At 59.3% G+C, this 23,684-nt stretch carries 12 protein-coding genes and 1 pseudogene; 6 read left to right on the top strand and 7 right to left on the bottom strand.

The genetic code is table 11. The features are described 5' to 3' along the window. Window positions 1–111: 111 nt before the first annotated feature. The 6 genes from ACM6IN_RS18415 to ACM6IN_RS18390 form a co-directional block, all read right to left on the bottom strand. Window positions 112–1,440: a sigma-54-dependent transcriptional regulator gene (locus ACM6IN_RS18415; protein WP_007916264.1), complete on the bottom strand. Its 1,329-nt coding sequence runs from the start codon at window positions 1,438–1,440 to the stop codon at window positions 112–114. After that, on the bottom strand, window positions 1,440–3,200 hold the full coding sequence (locus ACM6IN_RS18410; protein WP_007916262.1) for an ATP-binding protein: 1,761 nt from the start codon (window positions 3,198–3,200) through the stop codon (window positions 1,440–1,442). Before ACM6IN_RS18410 ends, ACM6IN_RS18415 begins: the two co-directional genes overlap by 1 nt. 84 nt (window positions 3,201–3,284) lie before the next feature. Continuing rightward, window positions 3,285–6,101 carry an RHS repeat domain-containing protein gene (locus ACM6IN_RS18405; protein ID WP_414916491.1) on the bottom strand — a complete coding sequence of 939 codons (2,817 nt, stop codon included), beginning with the start codon at window positions 6,099–6,101 and terminating at the stop codon, window positions 3,285–3,287. Between the two features lie 27 nt (window positions 6,102–6,128). Next, window positions 6,129–8,897: an RHS repeat domain-containing protein gene (locus ACM6IN_RS18400; RefSeq protein ID WP_414916490.1), complete on the bottom strand. Its 2,769-nt coding sequence runs from the start codon at window positions 8,895–8,897 to the stop codon at window positions 6,129–6,131. Further along, window positions 8,894–13,402 (bottom strand): SpvB/TcaC N-terminal domain-containing protein, encoded by a 4,509-nt coding sequence (locus tag ACM6IN_RS18395; RefSeq protein ID WP_414916489.1) that lies wholly within the window; start codon window positions 13,400–13,402, stop codon window positions 8,894–8,896. The genes ACM6IN_RS18400 and ACM6IN_RS18395 overlap by 4 nt, the downstream gene beginning before the upstream one ends. Window positions 13,403–13,604: 202 nt before the next feature. Continuing rightward, a complete protein-coding gene (locus tag ACM6IN_RS18390; protein WP_007916251.1) occupies window positions 13,605–15,128 on the bottom strand; it encodes a fumarate hydratase in 1,524 nt (507 codons plus the stop codon). A gap of 713 nt (window positions 15,129–15,841) precedes the next feature. On the opposite strand from ACM6IN_RS18390, the gene ACM6IN_RS18385 reads away from it, so the two are divergent. Genes ACM6IN_RS18385 through ACM6IN_RS18375 form a run of 3 tightly spaced genes read left to right on the top strand, consistent with a single transcriptional unit; the run spans window position 15,842 to window position 18,654 of the window. Next, window positions 15,842–16,948 (top strand): sensor domain-containing diguanylate cyclase, encoded by a 1,107-nt coding sequence (locus tag ACM6IN_RS18385; protein ID WP_007916248.1) that lies wholly within the window; start codon window positions 15,842–15,844, stop codon window positions 16,946–16,948. Then, the gene (locus tag ACM6IN_RS18380; protein ID WP_007916246.1) at window positions 16,941–17,876 is read left to right on the top strand and encodes an iron-sulfur-binding ferredoxin reductase; all 936 of its coding nucleotides are present in this window, start codon (window positions 16,941–16,943) and stop codon (window positions 17,874–17,876) included. Before ACM6IN_RS18385 ends, ACM6IN_RS18380 begins: the two co-directional genes overlap by 8 nt. Window positions 17,877–17,904: 28 nt before the next feature. Next, on the top strand, window positions 17,905–18,654 hold the full coding sequence (locus ACM6IN_RS18375) for an enoyl-CoA hydratase-related protein (RefSeq protein ID WP_007916244.1): 750 nt from the start codon (window positions 17,905–17,907) through the stop codon (window positions 18,652–18,654). Window positions 18,655–18,893: 239 nt separating this feature from the next. On the opposite strand, the gene pyk is transcribed toward ACM6IN_RS18375, so the two are convergent. Next, window positions 18,894–20,345 (bottom strand): pyruvate kinase, encoded by a 1,452-nt coding sequence (gene pyk, locus ACM6IN_RS18370; protein ID WP_007916243.1) that lies wholly within the window; start codon window positions 20,343–20,345, stop codon window positions 18,894–18,896. 170 nt (window positions 20,346–20,515) lie between these two features. On the opposite strand from pyk, the gene ACM6IN_RS18365 reads away from it, so the two are divergent. The 3 genes and pseudogenes from ACM6IN_RS18365 to ACM6IN_RS18355 form a co-directional block, all read left to right on the top strand. Then, window positions 20,516–20,902: a tetratricopeptide repeat protein gene (locus ACM6IN_RS18365; RefSeq protein WP_007916242.1), complete on the top strand. Its 387-nt coding sequence runs from the start codon at window positions 20,516–20,518 to the stop codon at window positions 20,900–20,902. Window positions 20,903–21,131: 229 nt separating this feature from the next. After that, window positions 21,132–21,488 carry a PilZ domain-containing protein gene (locus ACM6IN_RS18360; protein WP_007916241.1) on the top strand — a complete coding sequence of 119 codons (357 nt, stop codon included), beginning with the start codon at window positions 21,132–21,134 and terminating at the stop codon, window positions 21,486–21,488. Window positions 21,489–21,732: 244 nt separating this feature from the next. Beyond that, window positions 21,733–23,684, top strand: a pseudogene (locus tag ACM6IN_RS18355) (hypothetical protein); the annotation flags it as partial.

Genomic DNA, 23,684 nt, shown 5'->3' with positions numbered 1-23,684 from the left:
CTCAGGTTTCGAACAGCATAAAGATCGGCTCCCTTCCCCCTCGCCCCCTTGGGGGAGAGGGCTGGGGTGAGGGGGAAAGATCTCAGCCACACCGAAAATCCCAAGCCCGACTCACTCGCTCAGAAACATCTCCCGACTCAACCCATGCCGCTGCATCTTTTCATTGAACGTACGGCGCGGCAGTTGCAGTTCTTCAAGCACCGCTTTCACATCGCCCTTGTGCCGGGTCAGCGCCGCGCGCAAACACTGCGCCTCAAACGCCTCCTGCTGCGCCGCCAGCGATTGCCCCGGATCGATCCCCGGCGCCGGTTCATCCAGCCCCAACACCTGGCGTTCGGCAACGTTCGCCAGTTCTCGCACGTTGCCCGGCCAGTCATGGCTGAGCAGGTGACTCAACTGTGCGCCGCTCAAGGGTGGAAAGGTACGCCCCAGGCGTTCAGCGGCATTGTGGGCGAAGGTTTCGAACAGCAGCGGAATGTCTTCACGACGATCGCGCAGCGGCGGCAAACGCAGTTCGGCGACGTTCAGGCGATAGGCCAGATCCTCGCGAAAACGTCCGGCCCGGGCTTCATCGAGCAGATCCGGTTTGGTCGCCGCAACAATGCGCAGATCGACGCGAATGCTCTGGTTCGAACCCAGCCGTTCAAGCTTTTGCTCCTGCAATACGCGCAGCAGTTTCACCTGTTGCGCCAGCGGCATGCTTTCGATTTCATCGAGAAACAAGGTGCCGCCATCGGCGTATTCCAGCTTGCCGATGCGCTTGCCCGAGGCGCCGGTGAACGCGCCGCTCTCGTGACCGAACAACTCCGCCTCGAACAACTGCTCAGGAATCGCCGCGCAGTTCAGCGCCACGAACGGCTTGGCCGCGCGCGGGCCGAAATCATGCAGGCAACGCGCGACAAGTTCCTTGCCGCTGCCGGTTTCGCCACGGATCAACACGTTGACCGGCAACGCCGCCAGATCCAGCACCTGTCGACGCAACGTCTGCAAGCCACGGGACACGCCGAGCAACGTCGCATCAAGTTTGGCGCGGTTGTCGGCCTGCTCGTGCAGGGCACGGTTTTCCAGAATCAGCCGGCGTTTGTCCAGCGCCCGGCGCAAGCTGCCGAGCAGGGTTTCCGGGCTGAACGGTTTTTCCAGAAAATCGTAGGCGCCGTCGCGCATCGCCTCGACCGCCATCGGTACATCGCCATGACCGGTGAGCAGAATCACCGGCAGATCGGCATCGCGTTTCTGCACTTCGGCCAATAACGCCAGGCCGCCCATGCCGGGCATGCGCACGTCGCTGAGGATCACCCCGGCAAAGTGCGCGGGCAGGGCGGCGAGGCAGTCTTCGGCGCGGCTGAACAACTGCACCTCGAAGCCCGACAGGCTCAGCCACTGTTCAACGGCGCTGCGAATGCTGCTTTCGTCATCGACCACCATCACTGAGTTGAGCATCAGATGTGTGCCTCCAGATCGATCGGCAAAGTCAGGCTGAACACCGCGCCGCTGTCGCCATTTTCAGCACTCAGGCGGCCGCCGGATTCATGCACGATGGCGAAGGATACCGCCAGGCCGAGACCCAGGCCGTCGCCCACCGGTTTAGTGGTGAAGAACGGGTCGAAGACCTGGCCCAAATGGTCCTCGGCGATGCCGCCGCCATTGTCGCTGACGCTCAGGCGCCACAGTTGCTCATCGGCTTCCAGACGGATTTCCAGGCGCTTGCAGGGTTTACCCTGCATCGCATCAAGGGCATTGCGCAACAGGTTGATCAGCACCTGTTCGAGACGAATCGCATCACCGCGCACCCACGCCGGACGGGTCAGGTGCAGCACCAGACTGACCTGCTCATCGCGCAGCCGCGCATCGAGCAACTGCAGCGATTGATCAACCACCGTCGCCAGATCCAGTCGTTCGCGCAAGCCGCTGGGACTTTTACGCGCGAAGGTCTTGAGGTGGCCGGTGAGGGCGGCCATGCGCGTGAGCATTTCGTCCACCGGTTTCAGGGCTTTATAGGCATCGTCGACACGGCCATGGTCGAGCAACAGGCGCAGGGTCGCCAGTTGCATGCGCTGAGCGGTCAGCGGCTGATTGATTTCATGGGCCAGCGCGGCAGACATCTGCCCCAGCGCGGCGAGTTTGGCTGATTGCACCAGACCGTCCTGCGCGGTGCGCAAGTCGCGGGTGCGTTCTTCCACCAGTTGTTCCAGCTCTTGGCGATTGCGCTGACGAATCTTCGACAGGCGCCAGCGCTGGTTGAGAAACAGCAACAGAAACACCAGCGCCAGCCACACCCCGGCGGCGGCCAGCCCGGCGTTGCGCAGGTCTTCGAACGCCACTTGCGGATGGCGCAGCAGGTGCAGGGTCCAGCCTTCGGCGCTCAGGGGCAGCGATTCCCACAGATAATCCGCCGTGCCTTGCGGGCCTTCGACGCGACGCAGATCGCTGTTGTCATCGAAGCGGCGCAGCGATAAATGAGTCAAGGGCAGCAGCGATTGCTTGTCGTACTGCCGGGTGGCTTTGATCTCATCCATGTCGCGGGCGCTCAACGGACGCAGCGCGCGATAGCGCCAGCCGGGCTGATTGGCGATGAAGATGATTCCGCGCGCATCGCTGACCAGCAATGTGTCGCTGCCCTGACTCCACTCCCGTTCCAGTTCGGGGAATTCCAGCTTGACCACCATCGCGCCGAGGAACTCGTCGTTGTCACCCAGCACCGCGCTGGAGAGGAAGTAGCCGGGAATGCCGCTGGTCACGCCCACGGCATAAAAACGCCCGGTGCCCTGGGTGCGGGTCTGGCTGAAGTAGGGACGAAAACCGTAATTGTGGCCGACGTAACTGCTCGGCAGACGCCAGTTGCTCGCCGCCACGGCGAGGCCTGTGTGGTCGAGCAGTTCAAGGGTCGAGGATTGTGCCGCGCCGTTGATCTTTTCCAGCTTGAGATTCAGCGCCGCCTGTTCAGCGGCATCGACTGGCCCGGCCAGCGCCGAACGCAATTGCGGGTCCAGCGCCAGCACGGCGGGCAGGGCGCGGTAGCGGTCGATCAGGGTGTGCAGGGAATTGGCGTACAACGCCAGTTGCTGGTTGGCACGGGCGGCGTCTTCCTCCAGCGCCTGACGTTCGGCGTGGCGGATCGCAAGTGTGGCGGCAAGCGCCGCGCCGGCAATGATCAGCAGGGTATACAACGACAGACGCAAGGTACGGGAAGTCGGCAGCATGCTGGGCGAAGGGTCGGCAGGTCGGGCGGGCACGATAGCATGTCGGCAGGCGGGAACATTGTCCCCGCTCAGAAAGCCGCCCATTTACGCGGCGGCGTTGTGAGCAGTTCTATGCTTTTGCACCGTTAACGCCAGACCGTGGAGCATGTCGGTGATTCGGGCTGTTTCCTGGTCTAGATCGTTGAGGTCGACGCCGTTCATGCTTGTCCTGCCAAGTGCGTGAGCATACTCATGGACCGTGTTGTTACTCGCCTCGATAGCCTGTGCAAGTCCGAGAATTTTCCCTTCGAATGCAAGCATTTTTTCGCTGGATTTTCCAGCGATGGCCTTAGCCGTTTCATTGACAATTTCCGGCAACGCCCATAACGCCGCGGCTCCGCTAGCGATGGCGCCGGCCGCTGCGGGAGGTAGTGAATTGAGAGTTCCCTTCACGCCCACCGCCGTTAGTTGAGCGCCCGCCTCCTTCACCAACTTGAGTCCGGATTTTTTGTCGCGGGGAATCAAGCCCTGGAGTTTGGCGTTTAAGTACTCAAGCGGCTGCATTTGTTTGTGTTGGGCTTTCTCAATAATAGTGTCCGCTGACACTTTGGAGGTTTTCAAATTGACCGACGCGCTCAGTCCGGTTCTTTCGGCCGCATAGTCGATGAGCGCGCTGACCCCGATTTTTGCGCCGTAGCCCATCCCTGCGCCTATCACATTGCCGACACCGGGTGCCGCTGCGCCGAGTGCCTGAGCACCGACACCGACCGTTAGACCGACGCCATAACTGAGGGCTTTGCTTGCGACCAATACCAGCGTTCTGCGTGTTGTCGCCAAGGCAATGTCGCTGCCTGAACCCATTCTGTCGAGTTGCTTTGCGGCATCGCTTGTGCGGCGCTGGGTGATCCCCAGGATTTCAATGTGTTGCATCATCTGATCATTCATTTGGCGGGCCATACGTTTTTCTGCAAGGCGTTGTCCATTTCTGGCATGGCTCGCATTTTGCGAAGCAATGATCCGATCCACTCCGGCATTCAGAGCATCCAGAGTGGGCCATTTTATTTCACCGTTGAAGTCGACATGGCCGATCGGATCGTTGCCCACGAACACATACAGATTCAGCCCATCCACATCCCCCGCCGGATCGGCACTGGCCCAGCGTTGCAACCACGCTGCGTAATAGCGCTCACCGTAGTAGTACAAACCACTGACATCCATCTCCTTGCCCGAATAACGGATGAATTTGTAGCGCACTTCCACTTCATGTCGTGCGGCCATCCACGCCGTTTCGCCGAAGGGGTAATAGCCTTCCTCGCTGATCACATCGGCCTGTTGATCAAGCTCCATGACACAGGAACCGAGGTGATCTTTCAGGCTGTAGCGCAGTTGATTGTTTTCGATGCCGCCGGGGCGTCCGCTGACCCAGTGCAGGCAACGTGCATTGCCGAGGGTGATGACGTGCAGCTCTTCGCCGTTGTCTTTGGTGCGGATTTCCAGGCCGGGCAGGTATCGCACCTGATGAAAGTGGCGGGTCGTGTCGGTAAACCATTCATGGCATTTGAAGACGCGCTGGCCCTGGCTGTAACGGTAATGCTCGGCGTCGCTGTTGCTGTTTTTTCGAGTCACCAGCGGCACACTTTCCAGCTCATCGCGCGCGTTCCATTGCAACGTCGACCCTTGCTTGAGTTCCAGCTGATTGCCGTGGCGATCAAACAAGGTGTCGAAATCCGGCAGATCGTCGCCGGTTTTCCAGCGCACGCTGCGGTTGCTGTTCGGGTCGACGCACATTTGGCGGGTAAAGGGATTGCCGTCTCGTACGTGACGCAGTTCGATCAGATTACCGCCGTTGTCGTATTGATAGGTCTGGGTGTAATTGAGTCGATTGTTCGGATCGCCCGGTTGCGGCAGGCCGGGAATGTCCGGCGGCGGGGCGTCGTCGTAGCCGGTGGCGCTGGTCAGTCGATAGAGCGAGTCGTAGGTGAAATCGCGGTGGCCGTCGACCCGTTGATTGGCAAAATATCGCGGCTGAAAAGCGTGGTCTTCGATGCGGGTGATGTTGCCGACGCGGTCGTAGACGTATTCGAGGTCTTGCACGACGCCGCCGCCATTTTTGTGGCTGGACTGGGTAAGCAAACGACCGTCCGCCGGGTCGTACGTCCACGTACTGAGCACACGATTACCGGCCAGTTGCTCAATGATCTGGTCGTTGGCGTTGTACTGCCCGTCCAGCAATACCGGTTGCCAGTCAGACGTGCCGCTGATCAGCAGTTTAGTTCGTTTGAGTTGCCCGGCCAGGCCGTAGTGCGAGCGTCGTTGATGGCCGCAGGCGTCAGTCTGTTCCAGCAACGCGCCGAGCGGGCTGAACACCTGGTGGCTGGTGAACGGTTCACCGTCGTGGAACGTGCGGGTTTCGCACAGCGGCGTGCCGGTCAGAGAAAAACTGTCCGTGAGCAGCGAACCGGCACGATCTTTCTGCTCCCGCAACTGGCCACGCTGGTTGTGCCCCGCATCGGCCGAGGCATCGGCGTAGGTGAACGCATCCACATTTGGCTCGCCATTTTCCTCGACCGCGATCACTCGTAATTGCTTGTCGAAGGTCGCGCGCCAATGGCTGCCGCGCTCGTCCCAACGCTGCAATGGCTCACCGGCCAGCCCCGGTAAAGTCAGACGCCAGCCGGCGTCGACACTGTCGGACTTCAATACCGCACCGTTCAGGTTGTAAACCGTAGTCAGGCAAGGTGCCGACAGACGCGGGTCCCATTGCGCGACCAGATGCCTGGCGTGGTCATGCTGCTGACGGGTGATCTGGCGCTCAACTTGCGCGCCGGCCACTGTACGCAGGTACGTGACATTGCTGAGCGGTAGATCTCTGGGGTCATGAACGCGCAGCGTTGGCGTATGCCAGTGTACGGACTGATTCATGCCCAGACACTCGCACAGACCGTCATCTCAGGCAGCCTTTTTCTTGTTGGTATGTTTCTGCTTATGCAAAAACTGATTGTCTGTGGTGCCCATTTCCTTGTACCAGCCGACCATAGCCTGAGCGCGTGAAATATTGCCCAGGACGGCGTTGGTTTGTTCACGCATGGCCGAGCGCGTGATCGGTTTCAGCCTTTGCGCGGAGGTCATATGGGTAATGTTGGGCAATATCTCGGCGGGCGAAATGACGTCGGTGCCCAGAGCGTCAAACGCGTTCTCTGCCCAGCCAGCGCGTTGTTCTACGGCGGCTTTCCATTCATTAAGCATGTTTTCGATTTTTTCGATTTTCGCTGGGTCCAGGCGATTCTTGATGTCCTCGTTATCCATTGCCTTTTTAAACAGATTAAGAAAGTGGGGGACGAACGATATGACTGCGCCAAGCACTCTGCCGATAATAACTTCCGGGTTCAACACGGAGTTGAGGGCAGGGTCGCGCAATTCGCTTTTTACATCTTTCCACGATTTGATCTCCTTGACGGGACCTTCGATGCCCAAACTTTTGTCAATGGCGCTGACAGACATTTTCGAGGTCTGAGGAATCAGCGGGCCCAAATTGATTCCGAAACTTTGCGCTACCGGATCTATCATTTTCGTAGCGACATCGCCAGCGGCGTTGCCGCCGAACACGTTCCCTACTGTCGGATAAGCGGCGTTTTCAGTGGGAGGGGGGATAATTCTATCGACAAATCCGTTACCGAGACTTCCTCCGTGGGTGGTTGCGGCATACCAATAGCCGCCTTCGACGACTAAGCTCAGCACCATATTTCTGTTGAGTCCAATCGGATGGAGAATGTTATGCAGCTGATTCACCACCTCCGTGGAGTAATTGTTGACGACTGAAACAAATTCCGACGTCAGCAAAATCACGCTTTCAGCACGTTTGTTGCCGTCAGGATCGACGTAGCGCATCGGGTTGTTGCCCACAAACGCATAAAGATTCAGCCCATCGGCCTGCTCTGCATCCGCACTGATCCAGCGCTGCAACCACGGCGCGTAGTACCGTGCTCCGTAGTAATACAAACCGCTGACGTCCATCTCTTTGCCCGAGTAGCGGATGAACCTGTATTCAACGTCGATCTCGTGGGCGGCGGCCATCCACGCTGTTTCGCCGAAGGGGTAATAGCCTTCCTCGCTGATCACGTCGGCCTGTTGATCGAGCTCGATGACACAGGAACCGAGGTGGTCTTCGAGGGTGTAGCGCAGTTGATTGTTTTCGATGCTGCCGGGGCGTCCGCTGACCCAGTGCAGGCAACGTGCATTGCCGAGGCTGATGACGTGCAGCTCTTCGCCGTTGTCTTTGGTGCGGATTTCCAGGCCGGGCAGGTAACGCACCTGATGAAAGTGGCGGGTCGTGTCGGTAAACCATTCATGGCATTTGAAGACGCGCTGGCCCTGGCTGTAACGGTAATGCTCGGCGTCGCTGTTGCTGTTTTTTCGAGTCACCAGCGGCACGCTTTCCAGCTCATCGCGCGCGTTCCAGTGCAACGTGGACCCTTGCTTGAGTTCCAGCTGATTGCCGTGGCGATCAAACAACGTGTCAAAGTCCGGCAGATCGTCGCCGGTTTTCCAGCGCACGCCGCGGTTGCTGTTCGGGTCGATGCACATCTGTCGAGTAAAGCTATTACCGTCTCGTACGTGACACAGTTCGATCAAATTACCGCCGTTGTCGTATTGATAGGTCTGGGTGTAATTGAGTCGATTGTTCGTGTCAACGGGCTGTGGCAGGCCGGGAGTCTCTGGTGGCGGGGCGTCGTCGTAGCCGGTGGCGCTGGTCAGTCGATAGAGCGAGTCGTAGGTGAAATCGCGGTGGCCGTCGATCAACTGGTTGGCGAAGTAGCGTGGCTGAAAGGCGTGGTCTTCGATGCGAGTGATATTGCCGACGCGGTCGTAAAAGTATTCGACGTTTTGCAGGACGCCCCCGCCGTCCTTGCGACTTGATTGAGTGTGTAAACGAGCGTCCGCCGGGTCGTAGGTCCACTGACTGCGCACCTGATTGCCGGCCAGTTGTTCGATGATCTGGTCGTTGGCGTTGTACTGCGTATCCAGCAGCACCGCTTGCCAGCCCGGCGTACCGCTGATCCACAGATCCGCTCGCTTGAGGTGCCCGGCCAGACCGTAACAAGAGCGGCGCCGATGGCCGCCGGCGTCGGTCTGTTCCAGCACTGCGCCCATCGGGCTGAACACCAAGTGGCTGGTGAACGCTGCCTCATCCTGGAAGGTGCGCGTCTCGCTCAGCGGCTGGCCACTGAGGGCAAAACTGTCGGTGCGCAGCGAACCGGAGCGATCTTTCTGCTCCCGCAACTGGCCACGCTGGTTGTGCCGCGCATCGGCCGAGGCGTCGGAATAGGTGAACACATCGACCTCGACCTCGCCATTTTCCTCGACCGCGATCACTCGTAATTGCTTATCGAAGGTCGTGCGCCAATGGCTGCCGCGCTCGTCCCAGCGCTCCAAAGGCTCACCGGCCAGCCCGGGCAGGGTCAGGCGCCAACCGGCGTCGACGCTGTCGGATTGCAACACCGTACCGTCCAGACTGTAGACCGTGGTCAGGGCAGGTGCCGACAGGCGTGGGTCCCACTGCTCGATCAGACGTTCGGCGTGGTCATGTTGCTGGTGGCTGACAAGGGCAGCAGATGTGTCATCGGTCACGTTGCGCAGGTAAGCAACTTGCCGTACCGGCAGGCCCCGGGCATCGCTCACCGCCAGCGCGGGTGTTCGCCGGTGCACATTGGCAGTCATGACCGCGATGCCTTGGCTGGCGGGGACGGCTCGGCTGTGTCATTGAAGTCTTCGCTGGTGTGAAACCAGGGGTGGTACGTTTCTCGAGAGCAATCGCCCTTGGCGTTGACCACTTTGATCTGTCGGCCAAGGGCGTCATAGAACACCTGATCGAAGAAGCCCATTTCGCGCAGCGACTGATCGTTGACGTAACCGTGGGTATCGGCGAAAAACGGCCGAAACTGACGGACCGGCAACCCCTTGTTGTTGTATTCGACCCGCTCGCTGATGCGCCAGCGCGAGTCAGTATCGACCTCTTTGAACTGGCCATCTTCGACGATCAATGAACCGTCGTCGCCCACGGCATATGCCTTGCCCGGATCGACCCGTTGCTGGGTTTGCAGAGCCCTGCCAAAGCCGTCGACACAGGCTTTGACGATCTGGACCTGCCTTAACGGATCATCGGGGTAGCGGTCGGCACTGAGGATCACGCTGTGCACCGGTTCTCGGCGCACCGCACCGATCGCCTCGTGCAATGCCCGCTCTTCAGGCGTCAAGGCTCCCTGGCACCGGGCGAGTTTTTGCCGCGCACTGGCCCTGATGTGGCCGCTGGGCAGGAGATAGCCTTGGGCAATCCATGCGCTGGCGCCGTTGGGGATCTGCCCCATCCAGCTGAACAGATCCTTGCGCAGGGTACTGGCGGCTTTTTGCACGGCGGCGGGCGGATCGGCAATCGCCGTAGCCGGGCGCCGATCCTGCGGAGGCAAGTAGTCGCTCAGCGGGTTAAAACCCGCAGCCTTGCCGTTTTCGGTGCCGTAAAAACTGCTGGCCAAGGGCTGGCCGGAAGGTTCATGGAGCGCTTCGTGAGTGTTGTCGTTGGCATCGATGATGCGCAGCGGTTGCAGCGCGTGGTAGTCGTACTCAATGCGCGTGGTGCAGCCATCCGGCAGTTCCACGAGGATCACGGCCAGCGCATGAGCGTCATATTCGGCTCGGGTGTGGCCGTGGCTGAGGGTTTCGCGATAGCGCAGTACCTTGTAGAAACCGTCGAGGCCGGCGTATTCGGCGTAGCCGAAATTTGCCGACCACAGGTCATGCTCCGTGCTGCCCAAGGGATTTACCCAGAACAGAAACGGCATGGGCAGATAGCCAATCTTCTCCAGTTCGTCACGCACATTAAAGGGCGCAGGCAATACGCTGTAAGCGTCCAGCGCGGTCTTGTCCAGTTGTGCCAATTCCAGTGGACCGGCCAGGGCCTCGAATCCGGCAACGCCGTCGTCCAGCAGTTGGCCATCGGTGCTCAAGTAGCGCTGTACAGATTGCGTGATCAGCATCCGTTCAGCGTTCCAGTGCGCCGAATCCTCATGTTCCTTCAGGCACTCATAGGACACTTGCTCAGGCGTAAGCCCGGTGGGCAGTGTGCCTTTGGGCAAGATCAGCGCATTGCCACGCTGCTGATAGGGCAAGCCGAGGCGCCAACGCAGCAGGTCTATGATCAGATCGATAAACGTTGCACGGCTTTCATTCAGGTAAAACGACTGTTGCGCCAGGTCATGGGCGTCGCGCCACCATCGCTGTTCATCAGGATCCTTGAACGGCGGCGTATCCTTTTCTGTGAGTCGCCGGCCGTAGCTCACTGTGATGGAATGCGTCGGCTGACCGTGGACGTTGTGGCGCAGGGTCACCTCATTGCGACAGCGTGGATCATCGATAAAACCGTCGTACTGGTAACTGATCTTCTCCACCACAAGGGGCAGCAGAACGGCGGCAGCATAAGGACCTTGCTCGCGCACTTCACGTACCAGGTAACGCAGCTCCTCAACGGTATAAAGCGTCGCAGTTTCGCCGCTGTCCACAGCTGTATCGGCATAGGTCTCGATGCGTGTGACGGCGCCGACCAGCGCCCGGGAAATCTGATACCGGGCGTCGTCATCGTGCGCAGGAATGATTTCATCGACATCGTCTTGTGAGTGATATCGACTGAACAGGGTGTTGCCCAGGGCTACCGCGTGTACATCCCGATTGAAGTAGTCGTCGCGCGGTCGATCCATTGAATGCCCGGTATGAAACCAGGTGCAGACCCGCAGCGGTTCGCTGAAGCCGGAGTCCTCAGCGCCGGGGGCGCTCTCACTGTCGGTTTGTTGCAACAGACCGAAACCACGGAACTCGCGCTCACGGCTGTCGTAGAAGCCTTCGCGCCAAGTGAAAGTCTGCGTCAGAACGTTGCCGGTGATTTCATCCAGTTGCTGCTGTTTATGGACCACCGCCACCGGGAACGGCAGGTGGCACGCCGGAAAACGTCTAAGGGTGGGCATTTGGCGTTTTTCATCCAGCCATTCCTGCGCCGAGCTGCGGTAGACCACGCTGGTACTGCAACCCATGTTGTTGTTACTGCTGGTCAGCAGATACGGCTTGGCCGAGACGAAATCGTAGCGCCAGTGCTGCGGTTGCATGTGCGTCACCGTCAGGATCAGGCTGGCACAGCCCAGGCCTTGCAGATCGGCGAAGCTCACTTGACTGAGCCGGTCGTAGCGCACGCCGTCCGGCCACGGTACGTTGATCGGTGTTTGCTCCAGACCATTGCCGCCGCGATTCAGGTAGATCTCGAAGAACTCCGATTGCAAATAAATCAGCGACGCGGCACCGGAGCCGTCCAGGTCGGCAAGGCGCACGCGGGACGAGTCGAACGCTTCGTACCTGAAAGGCAATTCGCTGATCTTGCGACCTCTGCCAAACCGGCCGTGGCCCAGGTTCGGCCAGCAGCGGATTTCGTCGTGACGTATCCGGCACAGCTCGGGCATGTCGCTGCCCAGCAGGTTGCCCAACAGCACCAGTTCCGTGCGGGAGTTGCTAAACAGTGGCAAGCGGTCGTCGTCGGGCTCGTGCGGCACCTCTTCAGGCGCGGCGAAGCCTTGTTCGCGCTGGTTGGCGTACAGCCGCACGGAGTGCGGCCCGATCAACGCCAGGCTACTCAAACCGTCGCCGATCAAGTCACCAAGCGTCGAGAGGGTGTTGAAAAACTCCGGCGGGAATCTGCCGAAAGGGACGAAGTCGGCAAACGTGCGTTGTTCTGTCAGGGTGCGAAAACCACTGATGCCCGGTTGTGCGGTGACCCAGTCGAGCCGACCGTCACCCGTCAGGTCGGTCAGCAGTTGCTGGACCGGACGGTTGCGATCAGCGACCGGAATCTTGTCCAGCGCGAGCCAGGGCGCATAGTCGATTTCATCGGGGCCTTTCGTCGCGCGGCGTGGTTCGCGGTAGTACCAACTCTGGTCATAGCGGCAGAGAAAACCCGGCACGCCTTCGCCATAAAGATCGACGCACTGGTAAAAACCACCGTCCTCGATACCCGGCTGAACATCGAATTCGAGGAAGCGCGCCGGGGTTTTATTGATGTCGAAAGGGGCGTAGTCGAACTCAACCGGTGGTGTGTTTTCGACTACGCCGCTGGCATCGAATGCCTGATAGTGCGCCGCGCTGATCTGGCTGTAGGCCCACTGCGCGATATTTTGCGGTTGTTGATATTCCAGTAACAGGCGGCGCACCAGTTTCGGTTGCTCAGTCGATTGCCCGGGAAAGTGATGAAACAGCAATGCCTGTTGGCAGAGTCTGCGAGTGCCCAGTTCAAAACCCTGACCATGGGTTGAAAAACGATCGGGACGGACTGTCCAGGGTTTGAGGGAGTCACCGTCATATACCGGGATATCGGTCAGTGACGTGCTGCGCTCGCCGTAATCGAACAGCAGATGAAAATGCCAATCCAGTTCGGCCGGATTATCCGTTGTCCAACTGTACAGATCGCTGCTGGCCGTGAAGTTGCCGTAACACACGCGGCGCAGATAACGCTGGGCGCGGTAGTCATGCAGCGGGTCGGGATCCTGATCATCGGCCTTGTATTCGAAGCAGATGTGTTCGCCGCGCGCGTTCATGCTTTCGCACAGCAGCCATGTGGCGATGTGTCCAGGGGCGTCCGGGTCGGCAACTCGTGTGGCTTCGGTTTTGCCGTAAAGGTGCAGCGAGCCGTCAGCGCCGTGTATCAGCCAGAATACCGGTGGATCGGCTTCTCTGGTTTGCCGCTGCCAGCGCTCGCGCAGGGCGAAATCGCTTTCCACTCGAGGCCAGTAGCGCACGACTCTGTGCGGGCCGATGTTGACGCCGTTGTAGGTGCTTTCCTCACGGAATTTGAGTTCACCGTTTTCATCCAGCTCCGGCATCCACACTTCGCCATCGACCCCGATGATCTCGTCGTGGTCGGAGTAACGCGGCACGCCTTTGTTGGTTCTGCGATTGATCTGACCGACGCCACCCAAATGCCAGGACAGGCCGAACGGACCATTGCCGCTTTGGCTGCTGTAATTCAGCGAAAACTGCGGATCCCAGCCCCGCCCGGCAGACGTCGGAATCGGCAATTCGAACGACGCCGCCCCGGTCGGCCCCACTGCGCCCCAGCTTTTGCCGATGGTAGCGATCGATGCGCTTTTGGCGATGGAAGGGGTGGTGATGCTCAGCTCTTGTTGATCAGGCATGGTCGAATCCATTGCGCGCGAGAGGGGCGTGAATGGACTGACGCTAACAAGAATGGCGGATAAATGGACCTGTCAGATCTGACAGGTGCGCAAGATCATTTTGTATTCTTCGGCAGGTTTTTTATCGCGATTGGTTTGCACATATAAAAACGGCCGGGTCATCCCTCTGGATGAACCGGCCGTTTTCATGCAGGCGAAGGGCTTACTGCACTTCGACCGCCAGGCTTTCGCTGATCTTCTGTTGCCAGATCGCAGGGCCGGTGATGTGCACCGACTCACCTTTGCTGTCCACCGCAACGGTGACCGGCATGTCCTTGACCTCGAACTCGTAGATCGCTTCCATACCCAGTTCGGCAAAGGCCAGCACTTTCGACTTCTTGATCGCCTGAGCGACCAGGTAGGCAGCGCCGCCGACAGCCATCAGGTACACGGCTTTGTTGTCCTTGATCGCTTCGATCGCGGTCGGGCCGCGCTCGGATTTGCCGATCATGCCCAACAGGCCGGTCTGCTCGAGGATCTGCCGGGTGAACTTGTCCATGCGCGTCGCGGTGGTCGGGCCCGCCGGGCCAACCACTTCGTCACCGACCGGATCAACCGGGCCGACGTAGTAGATGAAGCGACCTTTGAGGTCCACCGGCAGGGTTTCACCTTTGTTGAGCATCTCGACCATGCGCTTGTGCGCGGCGTCGCGACCGGTGAGCATTTTGCCGTTGAGCAGGACGGTTTCGCCCGGCTTCCAGCTCTGCACGTCTTCCGGGGTCAGGGTGTCGAGGTTGACGCGACGGGCCGACGGGCCGGCTTCCCAGACGATTTCCGGGTAGGCGTCCAGCGGTGGCGCTTCCAGCGAGGCTGGACCGGAACCGTCGAGTACAAAGTGCGCGTGACGGGTGGCCGCGCAGTTCGGGATCATGCACACCGGCAGCGAAGCGGCGTGAGTCGGGTAGTCCATGATCTTCACGTCGAGCACGGTGGTCAGGCCACCGAGGCCCTGGGCGCCGATGCCCAACTGGTTGACCTTCTCGAACAGCTCCAGACGCATTTCTTCGATGCGGTTCTGTGGGCCACGGGCCTTGAGTTCGTGGATGTCGATGGATTCCATCAACACTTCTTTGGCCATGACGGCAGCTTTCTCGGCGGTGCCGCCGATGCCAATGCCGAGCATGCCCGGTGGGCACCAGCCGGCGCCCATGGTCGGAACGGTCTTGAGTACCCAGTCAACGATCGAGTCGGACGGGTTGAGCATGGCCATTTTCGACTTGTTCTCGGAACCGCCACCCTTGGCCGCCACGTCCACTTCCACGGTGTTGCCCGGGACGATGGAGTAGTGGATGACCGCTGGGGTGTTGTCCTTGGTATTTTTCCGAGCGCCCGCCGGGTCGGCGAGGATCGAGGCACGCAGGACGTTTTCCGGCAGGTTGTAGGCGCGACGCACGCCTTCGTTGATCATGTCGTCCAGGCCCATGGTGGCGCCATCCCAACGTACGTCCATGCCGACGCGCACGAACACGGTAACGATACCGGTGTCCTGGCAGATCGGGCGATGGCCGGTGGCGCACATGCGCGAGTTGATCAGGATCTGCGCCATCGAGTCACGGGCCGCTGGCGATTCTTCGCGCAGGTAGGCTTCGTGCATCGCCTGGATGAAATCCACGGGGTGGTAATAGGAAATGAACTGCAGGGCGTCGGCAACGCTCTGAATCAGGTCGTCTTGCTTGATCACGGTCATGAGTCGCGCTCCTCTAAAAGACGGGAACATTCAATAAGGTGCCTGCGGCTTGGGTGCATCGGTCGGTCGCAAGCACCTTTCAAGGCACGCCGGGGCTGCTGGCGCGACGCTAAAAAGGCGCGGCAGTATACCGCGCCTCGGTGGGGCGCACACGCGCTGGCAGTCATTCGTTGGTCGCATGGGTGGGCGAATATCGGACAGCGGGTTTGCACGTCAAGATTTACCCCCTCACCCCAGCCCTCTCCCCCAGGGGGGCGAGGGGGAAAGGGAGCCGATCTTGATGCTGTTCAAACCTGAGCTCGACTCAGGAAAGGGGTCGATGTGCATGCTGTTCAAATCTGGTTTCGACTCAGGAAAGGGAGCCGATCTTGATGCTGTTCAAACCTGAGCTCGACTCAGGAAAGGGGTCGATGTGCATGCTGTTCAGATCTGGGTTCGACTGAGGAAAGGGGGGCGATGTTCATGTTGTTCAAACCTGAGTTCGGCTCGGTATTCCAGGTCGGCGTATCGCCAACAACCGACTCGGTCAGTCCCCTCTCCCTCTGGGAGAGGGCTAGGGTGAGGGGCTTTTGGCGGTATAAGCAGGCCACACTTTTGACGTCAAATTTCGAGCCCGAAAATCGGTGGTCATTTATCGACTACGCCTCTAAAGTGGCAGCCGGTCTGTAGAGTAGGACACTCGGTCAGCCTCTTATCGCACGGTGAGTCAACGATTGACCCATAACGCCATTCAACGTCTTTTGCTCAAACGCTTTGCCCTCGCTGCGGCCACCTATGGATTGGCTTTGCTGCTGCTGTGGCTGTCGTTTTTCACGGGTCATTACGAGCAGTCCCTGACTTCTGTAGCCGTCGGCAGTGCGCTGGTGGTGATCAGCCAGTCGGTGCTGTTCGCACTGTTCTGGAGCGGGCGCAATCTGCGCTTTGCCGATCCCAGCCTGACCGAAGCACAGGTGCTGATCGGTCTCGGCTGGCAGACCTGGCTGATCGCCCATCTGGATGAAGCCCGCGGCGCCTTTCTGGTGTTCTACGTGTTGATCCTGCTGTTCGGCCTGTTCCACCTCAGTCGACGGGCGTTCATACGCTGTGCCCTGCTGGTGTTCTTCAGTTTCTGTGCCATCACGCTGTGGGACGGCTACTACTTCCGCTTGCGCGAGCCGGCGCTTGCCGCCTTGCAGGTGTGCATTCTGGCGATGGTGCTGGCGTGGCTGGTGCTTTACGCGCGCTTCGTCCAGGTTTCGCGACAACGCCAGCGCCAGCGCCGGTTTGCCTTGCAGGCGCATCAGGACACCCTGCGCGGGATGATGCGTCAGCTGGAAGATCTGGTCGCCACCGATGAGCTGACCGGGCTGTTCAATCGTCGGCATTTTCTGCGCCTGGCCTCGCGAGAGCTCAATGCCATGGACGACGATGTCGTGCATGGCCTGGCGTTGATCGACCTCGACCACTTCAAACGCATTAACGACCTGCACGGTCATGCGGCGGGCGATCAGGTGTTGCAGGCCTTCGCCGGCGTTGCTCAAGCATGCCTGCGCGACGGCGATGTGCTGGCGCGTTATGGTGGTGAGGAATTCGTTGTGTTGTTGCCCGATTGCGATGCCGAACGGCTGACCGCGTGTTGCGAGCGTCTGCGTATCGCCTTCACCGACGTTGAACTGGTCGGCCTGAATGTGCGCAACCTCAGCCTGTCGGCCGGCATGACGCTGTTGACGTTGGGCGATGATCTGGACGATGCCTTACAGCGCGCCGATCAGGCCTTGTATCGGGCCAAGCGTGACGGGCGCAATCGTTGTGCGGCCGCGTGGGAGAACGTCGATGCCTGAACTTCGCGTCGGTGAACGACAATGGTCAGTGGCCGCGGGCAGCAATCTGCTCGATGCACTCAATCAGCATGGCGTCGCGGTGCCTTACAGCTGCCGCGCCGGCAGTTGCCATGCCTGTCTGGTGCAATGCGTGCAAGGCCTGCCGGCTGACAATCGGCCGGACGCCTTGAGCGCCGAGCAGCGTCAGGAGGGCTGGCGCCTGGCGTGTCAGTGTCAGGTCGTCGAAGATTTGCAGGTGCATACGTTCGACCCGATCACCGACGGTCGCCCGGCAGTGGTCGAAGCGCTGGACTGGCTCAGCGACAGCGTCCTGCGTTTGCGCCTGACCCCGCAGCGGCCGTTGCGCTACAGCGCCGGGCAACATCTGGTGCTGTGGATCAATCACATCGCGCGGCCGTATTCGCTGGCAAGCCTGCCGGAAGAAGACCGTTTTCTCGAATTTCACCTCGATTGCCGTCAGCCCGGCGAATTCAGCGATGCTGCGCGGCGTTTGCAGATCGGCGACCCGATCCGGCTTGGCGAACTGCGCGGCGGCGCCTTGCATTACGACCCGGACTGGCACAACCGGCCGCTGTGGCTGCTGGCCGCCGGCACCGGTTTAGGCCCGCTGTTCGGCGTGCTGCGTGAAGCCTTGCGTCAGGATCACCAAGGCGCGATCCGCGTCATTCACGTCGCCCATGATGCGGGCGAGCATTATCTGGGCAAACCCCTTGCAGCGCTGGCTGCACAGCGGGAAAACCTCAGCGTCGAGTTGTGGACAGCGGCCGAGTCAGCCGCCGCTTTGGCGCAACTGCGCCTTGTTTCCCGACAAACCCTGGCCTTAGTCTGCGGCTCGACGGCCAGTGTCGATGCCTTCGCCCGACGTCTGTACCTGGCCGGATTGCCGCGCAACCAACTGCTGGCCGACGTATTTTTGAGCCGTGGTTGAGCGCTGAATTTCAGACGCGAGACACGCCATGACTGATGCCATCCTGCTGGAACGCGAACGCGGTTTGCTGACCCTGCGCCTCAACCGCCCGGACAAGAAAAACGCCCTGACCCGCGCCATGTACAGCCGTCTCGCCGAGGCGCTGAAGCAGGCCGATGGCGACCCTGAAATCAACGCCGTGCTGATCACCGGCAGTGCCGAGTGCTTCACAGCCGGTAACGACATCGCCGACTTTGTCCAGCAACCGCCGAGCGACCTCGACAGTCCGGTGTTTCACTTCATGCTCAATCTGCTCGAATGCCGTAAACCGGTGATAGCGGCTGTGGCCGGCGCGGCGGTGGGCATCGGCACCACGCTGTTATTGCATTGCGATTTGGTCTACGTCAGCCGCGATGCGCGGTTGCGCATGCCGTTCGTCAATCTTGGATTGTGTCCGGAATTCGGCTCCAGCCTGATTCTGCCGCGTCTGCTCGGCCAGGCCAAAGCAGCAGAGCTTTTGTTATTGGGCGAAGGCTTTACCGGTGAACAGGCAGCGGCGTGGGGCATTGCCACCGAAGCATTGGGCAGTGGCGATGCGGCGTTGCGCAAGGCACGGGAGGTGGCGTTGCGTTTCGACGAACTGCCGGCTGAGGCGGTGCGTATCAGCAAGCAATTGATGAAGGCGCCGGATCGCGAGTTGATTCGTAAGGTGATCGAGGAGGAGGGCGCATTGTTCACTCAAAGACTGCGCTCGCCGGAAGCGTTGGCGGCGTTGACCGGATTTATCAAACGACATTGAAAAGCCAGCCCTCACTCAGAGGGAGAGGGAGCCGACCGAGGTGTAATGCGTTATACATCGACTTGAAAGAACCGGTCGGATTCAGCGCAGAGATAACAGGTCGGTGCAATTCTGCAATATCCCTCAATCGGTTCCTTCTCCCTCTGGGAGAGGGCTAGGGTGAGGGGCTTTCGATTCAACGCAGACAACAAAAAGCCCCGGCACTCACATGCCGGGGCTTTGGTTTTTCAGCGTGTCACTCAGACCTGTGGGTCGCCCACGTGCAGGATCTTCATGCCGTTGGTGCCGCCGGTGGTGTGGTAGCTGTCGCCTTTGGTCAGGATGACCCAGTCGCCTTTTTCCACAACGCCGCGCTTGACCAGCTCGTCGATCGCCTTTTGGCTGACTTCGTGTGGTTCCAGCGAAGCCGGGTCGAACGGTACGGTGTACACGCCACGGAACATCGCTGCGCGCGCCTGCGTTTCACGGTGCGGCGAGAACGCATAGATCGGCACCGAGGAACGGATGCGCGACATGATCAGCGGGGTGTAGCCACTTTCGGTCAGGGCGATGATCGCTTTGACGCCCGGGAAGTGGTTGGCGGTGTACATGGTCGCCAGTGCGATGCTTTCGTCGCAGCGGGTGAATTCCTTGCCGATGCGGTGGCTGGACGTCTTGCCAGTCGGATGCTTTTCAGCGCCGACGCAGATGCGCGCCATCGCTTGCACGGCTTCCAGCGGGTACTGGCCAGCGGCGGATTCGGCCGAGAGCATCACGGCGTCGGTGTAGTCGAGCACGGCGTTGGCCACGTCGGACACTTCGGCGCGGGTCGGCATCGGGTTCTGGATCATCGACTCCATCATCTGGGTCGCGACGATCACAGCCTTGTTGTGGCGGCGTGCGTGCAGAATGATTTTCTTCTGAATGCCCACCAGCTCGGCGTCGCCGATTTCCACACCCAAGTCACCACGGGCAACCATCACCGCGTCGGACGCCTTGATCAGGCCGTCGAGGGTTTCGTCGTCGGCCACGGCTTCGGCACGTTCGATCTTCGCCACCAGCCAGGCAGTACCGCCGGCTTCGTCGCGCAGTTGACGGGCGTATTCCATGTCGGCGGCGTCACGCGGGAAGGACACCGCGAGGTAGTCGACTTCCATTTCAGCGGCGAGCTTGATGTCGGCCTTGTCTTTTTCCGTCAGGGCCGGCGCGGTCAGACCGCCACCGCGACGGTTGATGCCTTTGTGGTCGGACAGCGGACCGCCGATGGTCACGGTGCAATGCAGTTCGGTGGCAGTGGCGGTATCAACGCGCATCACCACGCGGCCGTCGTCGAGCAGCAGCTCGTCGCCCACGCCGCAGTCCTTGACCAGATCCGGGTAGTCGATGCCGACCACTTGCTGGTTGCCTTCGGTCAACGGATGGCTGGTGGAGAAGGTGAATTGATCACCGATCTTCAGCTCGATCTTCTTGTTGGCGAATTTGGCGATACGGATTTTCGGGCCTTGCAGGTCACCGAGCAGGGCGACGAAGCGACCGTGCTTGGCCGCGAGGTCACGCACCAGCTTCGCGCGAGCCTTGTGCTCGTCGGGGGTGCCGTGGGAGAAGTTCAGACGGGCAACGTCCAGACCAGCCAGAATCAGCTGTTCGAGAACTTCCGGCGAGTTACTGGCCGGGCCAAGGGTAGCGACGATTTTGGTACGACGGACGGACATGCAAAGACTCCTGAGTTCAAGCGCTAGCGAAGGCTACTATGCTCTTGGGGTGTAGTCATTGTTCGTTTGCACTACTTAATGTTTTCTTTATTGAACTCGACAACTGGCGCAAACACTTCTGAAGATTTCTCGGCAAGGGTCGATACAGAGCACAAGACAGGAGAACCCTCATGCGATTCGTACCCATTGCCGCCCTTGCCCTCAGCGTCCTCGCCGTTTCGGGCTGCACCCGTTGGTCGATGAACCATCATTTGAACAACGCCTACAGCGCCTATGACCGTGGCAATTGCGAGCAGGTCATGCTCGAACTGTCCAAGGTCGAACGCGCCAGCCGCGCCCGTCCGTACGTGTGGCCGGAAGTGTCGATGATGCGCGGCCAGTGCCTGGAACGGCAGAAAATGTTTGTCGACGCGGCGCAGACCTACCAGTTCATCATCGCCTCGTACCCGAACAGCGAATACGCCTATCGCGCCCGTGCCCGTCTGGAAACCTTGCAGAGCCTGGGCCACTACCCGACGCGCAGTGCCGCTGCCGTGGTACGACCGACCCGTTTCTGATGACAGTTGTCATACAAAATCTGGCTGTGTGTACAAGCTGAGCTATAGTCGAATAACCCGGATTCAGCGTCAGGTTCCTGAATCCGGAGCAACACCCGCGACTGGCAGTTGTAAGGTGACGGCGACGTAGCGACCGTTACACCGGAAGCGGGGAGAGCGGCCGGCGAAACCGGCTCGTTCCGAAGCAAAGGTGCGGCTCTTTGATGGAGCCTTGCATGGCGAACTGCGCATGTTTACCGAACGGATCGAACGGCATCAGTTGCCGTATTTCCTCAGAGTGTTCAACAGCGTCACCGACAAGCCCATCGGTTTTCTCGGCAACCTCTCCGAAGACGGGCTGATGCTCATCAGTCAACTGCCCATGATGGTCGGTGTGGATTTTCAGTTACGCCTGAAAATCCCCGCCAGCGATGGCTGTCAGCAGGTAATCGACCTCACGGCGTGTTGCGTGTGGTGTCACGAAGACGCCACACCGCTGCACTACGACGCCGGCTTCGTCCTGCAACGCGCCCCGCCAGAATTCGGCCAGTTGGTGCAGGCGTTGCAGCGTTATTTCAGTTTTCAGCCGTTGCCGGCTTCTGCCTGATTCAAACTGTCAAACGTTTCGCGCGCGTTCGTTTCACCGTCGATCTATGACGTGCAGGTATCCGTAGGAGCAGCTTGTGCTCCGGGTCAAGGGTACTAGCCGGCAGACGGTAGTCTGCCGCTTTTGGAAGAATTACCGTTGGTCGGGACTGTCAAGTTTTACAGGTGCCCGCATTGTGAGAGCAACCGTAGTCTGAGCAATCGTCATTTTTTGGAAAATGACTGCCGACTGTGGAGCGCGACAGATGACATCTGACGAAGAAAAGGATATCGGACACAATCCAGAGTTTATAAAGGATGAATCCCGGCCGTCAGTGTCAGACGCGGGTTCATTATCTAACGCTGGGAATATCGAATCGGGTGGCCATGAACTCCGTAAACCGGATACGGTACAGGTCGTTAAACCGGATAACCTTGCTTGGGTCGATAAGTCATTCAATTTGCGTTTTATATTGCCGATGGTTGATGGGGTTCATCAAGTCTGGATATATGTCCATGTTGTTAATGAATGGGCGTATGAACTGGCCGGTGAATGGTTTGAAGCTGAGGGGTTTCATGATTGGGAGATTTCTTCATCTTTGTATGGGGTCGCTCAACTTAATATTCGATGGAGGTTGGGGACCGAGTTTTCAGACTACACCACTCGATATTATTTCATTAGTTCAGAACCTATAGCTGAATATATTCAAGGAACCGTGTTGAGCGGTTCGGGTGGTGAACTTGGCGAATGCGTTCCGGTACGCGTCGATGGAGACGATACTACTGTTATCGGTCACAAATTTTCTGGAGGAAGGAACTGGAAAGTCAATATTTCTCAGGATTTGCCTATCGGCTATATAAACGTCTTTATTCGGCAATCCGTTCGTCACAATGGTCAGAACCATTCTAGAGACGGGAAGACCCAAAGGATCCTTAATCTCAACGTACCAAAGCTGACTTCACCCTCTGTCAATGAGACCGTGGGGGCCGGGACGTTATTGTTTAAAGGTACTGGGCATCCTGGCTTAACTCTTCAGGTTGTCAGGGCAGATAACCACTCTGTAAGTTTGAGTGATCCGCTTGATACGACGACGGCGTTGTGGGAGTTGCCTAGGGTGGTGTCGGATATCAATAGCGGTGAATTGAGCGTAAAAGTCAAATATCAGCACCTCGCTATTGGGGTTGATTACACCGATCCCAGAACCTTTATGATTGTTGGTTGGCCACGCATTCCGAAACCTGTATCTGAGCAAGATCAGTCATTTGTTCTTGAGGGCGATAACGGTCTGCGCGATGCAACGATTGTAGTGTTCGTGGATCTGACAACTTCCCTGGTGGGAGTGGACAAGGTGTCGAACGTTGACGGTAGTTGGAGCGTGTCTGTCTCCGGGTTGCCGCCGGGGCCGGTCAGCCTGGTGGCTGAACAGGTTTTTCAAAACGTCCGTTCCGGTCGCGGCGAGCCGCGTGCTTACCGAATCCGCCCTCCCAAACTGGCAGAACCTGACGTCACCTTTCTCCCGGATACAAGCTTGAAGTTCTCCGGCTCCGGCCATTTCGATCAAAACCTCTCGACCGAAATCCAGTTCTCTGCCAGCGACAGCTCGCTGCCTTTGCCTCCCAACGTCCGCGTCAATGCCCAAGGCCGGTGGGAAACGCCCCCCGTTGTCTGCCCTCTGGGCAGCTTCGATGTGACGTTGATTCAAAAGATCGCCGACAACGCCAGTGGCTGGATCGAATCGCAGCCTCTTGAGTTCAAAGTCCGCAACAACATGCCGGATATCACCGAGGCGAGCTACACCGAGGAATATCTACCGGTCTTCAGCGGCAAAGGTTACACAGGTGCCACCGTCTCGCTCAGGTTTCCCGATACAACCGAGGCTGCACGGAGTGTAGTGGTCGTGAACGGCCAATGGTCGACGTCTGCATTGGTGGATTGGGGCCCAACCAACAAGCGGGAAGTGCGCATTACACAGCATCTGGGAAACCATCCTTCGCAACGTCCTTTCATCCTGTACGTCACGATTCCACCGCTGGCGCCAGGCCTGGATGATCCTGCCGAAGAGGGGCTGGAGCCGGTATTTCGCGGCACTTGCTTGTCGGACGCCACGGTGAGCATCAGGTTCAGCGACGACACCGAGACGCATGTGGCGACCGTGACGGGTGCCACCTGGACGTTTCAGCGACCCACCCCGTTCGAGGCGAATATCGAACACGCCGT

The organism is Pseudomonas sp. IT-P395 (genome assembly GCF_949767675.1).
Lineage (GTDB): Bacteria > Pseudomonadota > Gammaproteobacteria > Pseudomonadales > Pseudomonadaceae > Aquipseudomonas.
This window is presented reverse-complemented; position numbering and strand designations above follow the sequence as displayed.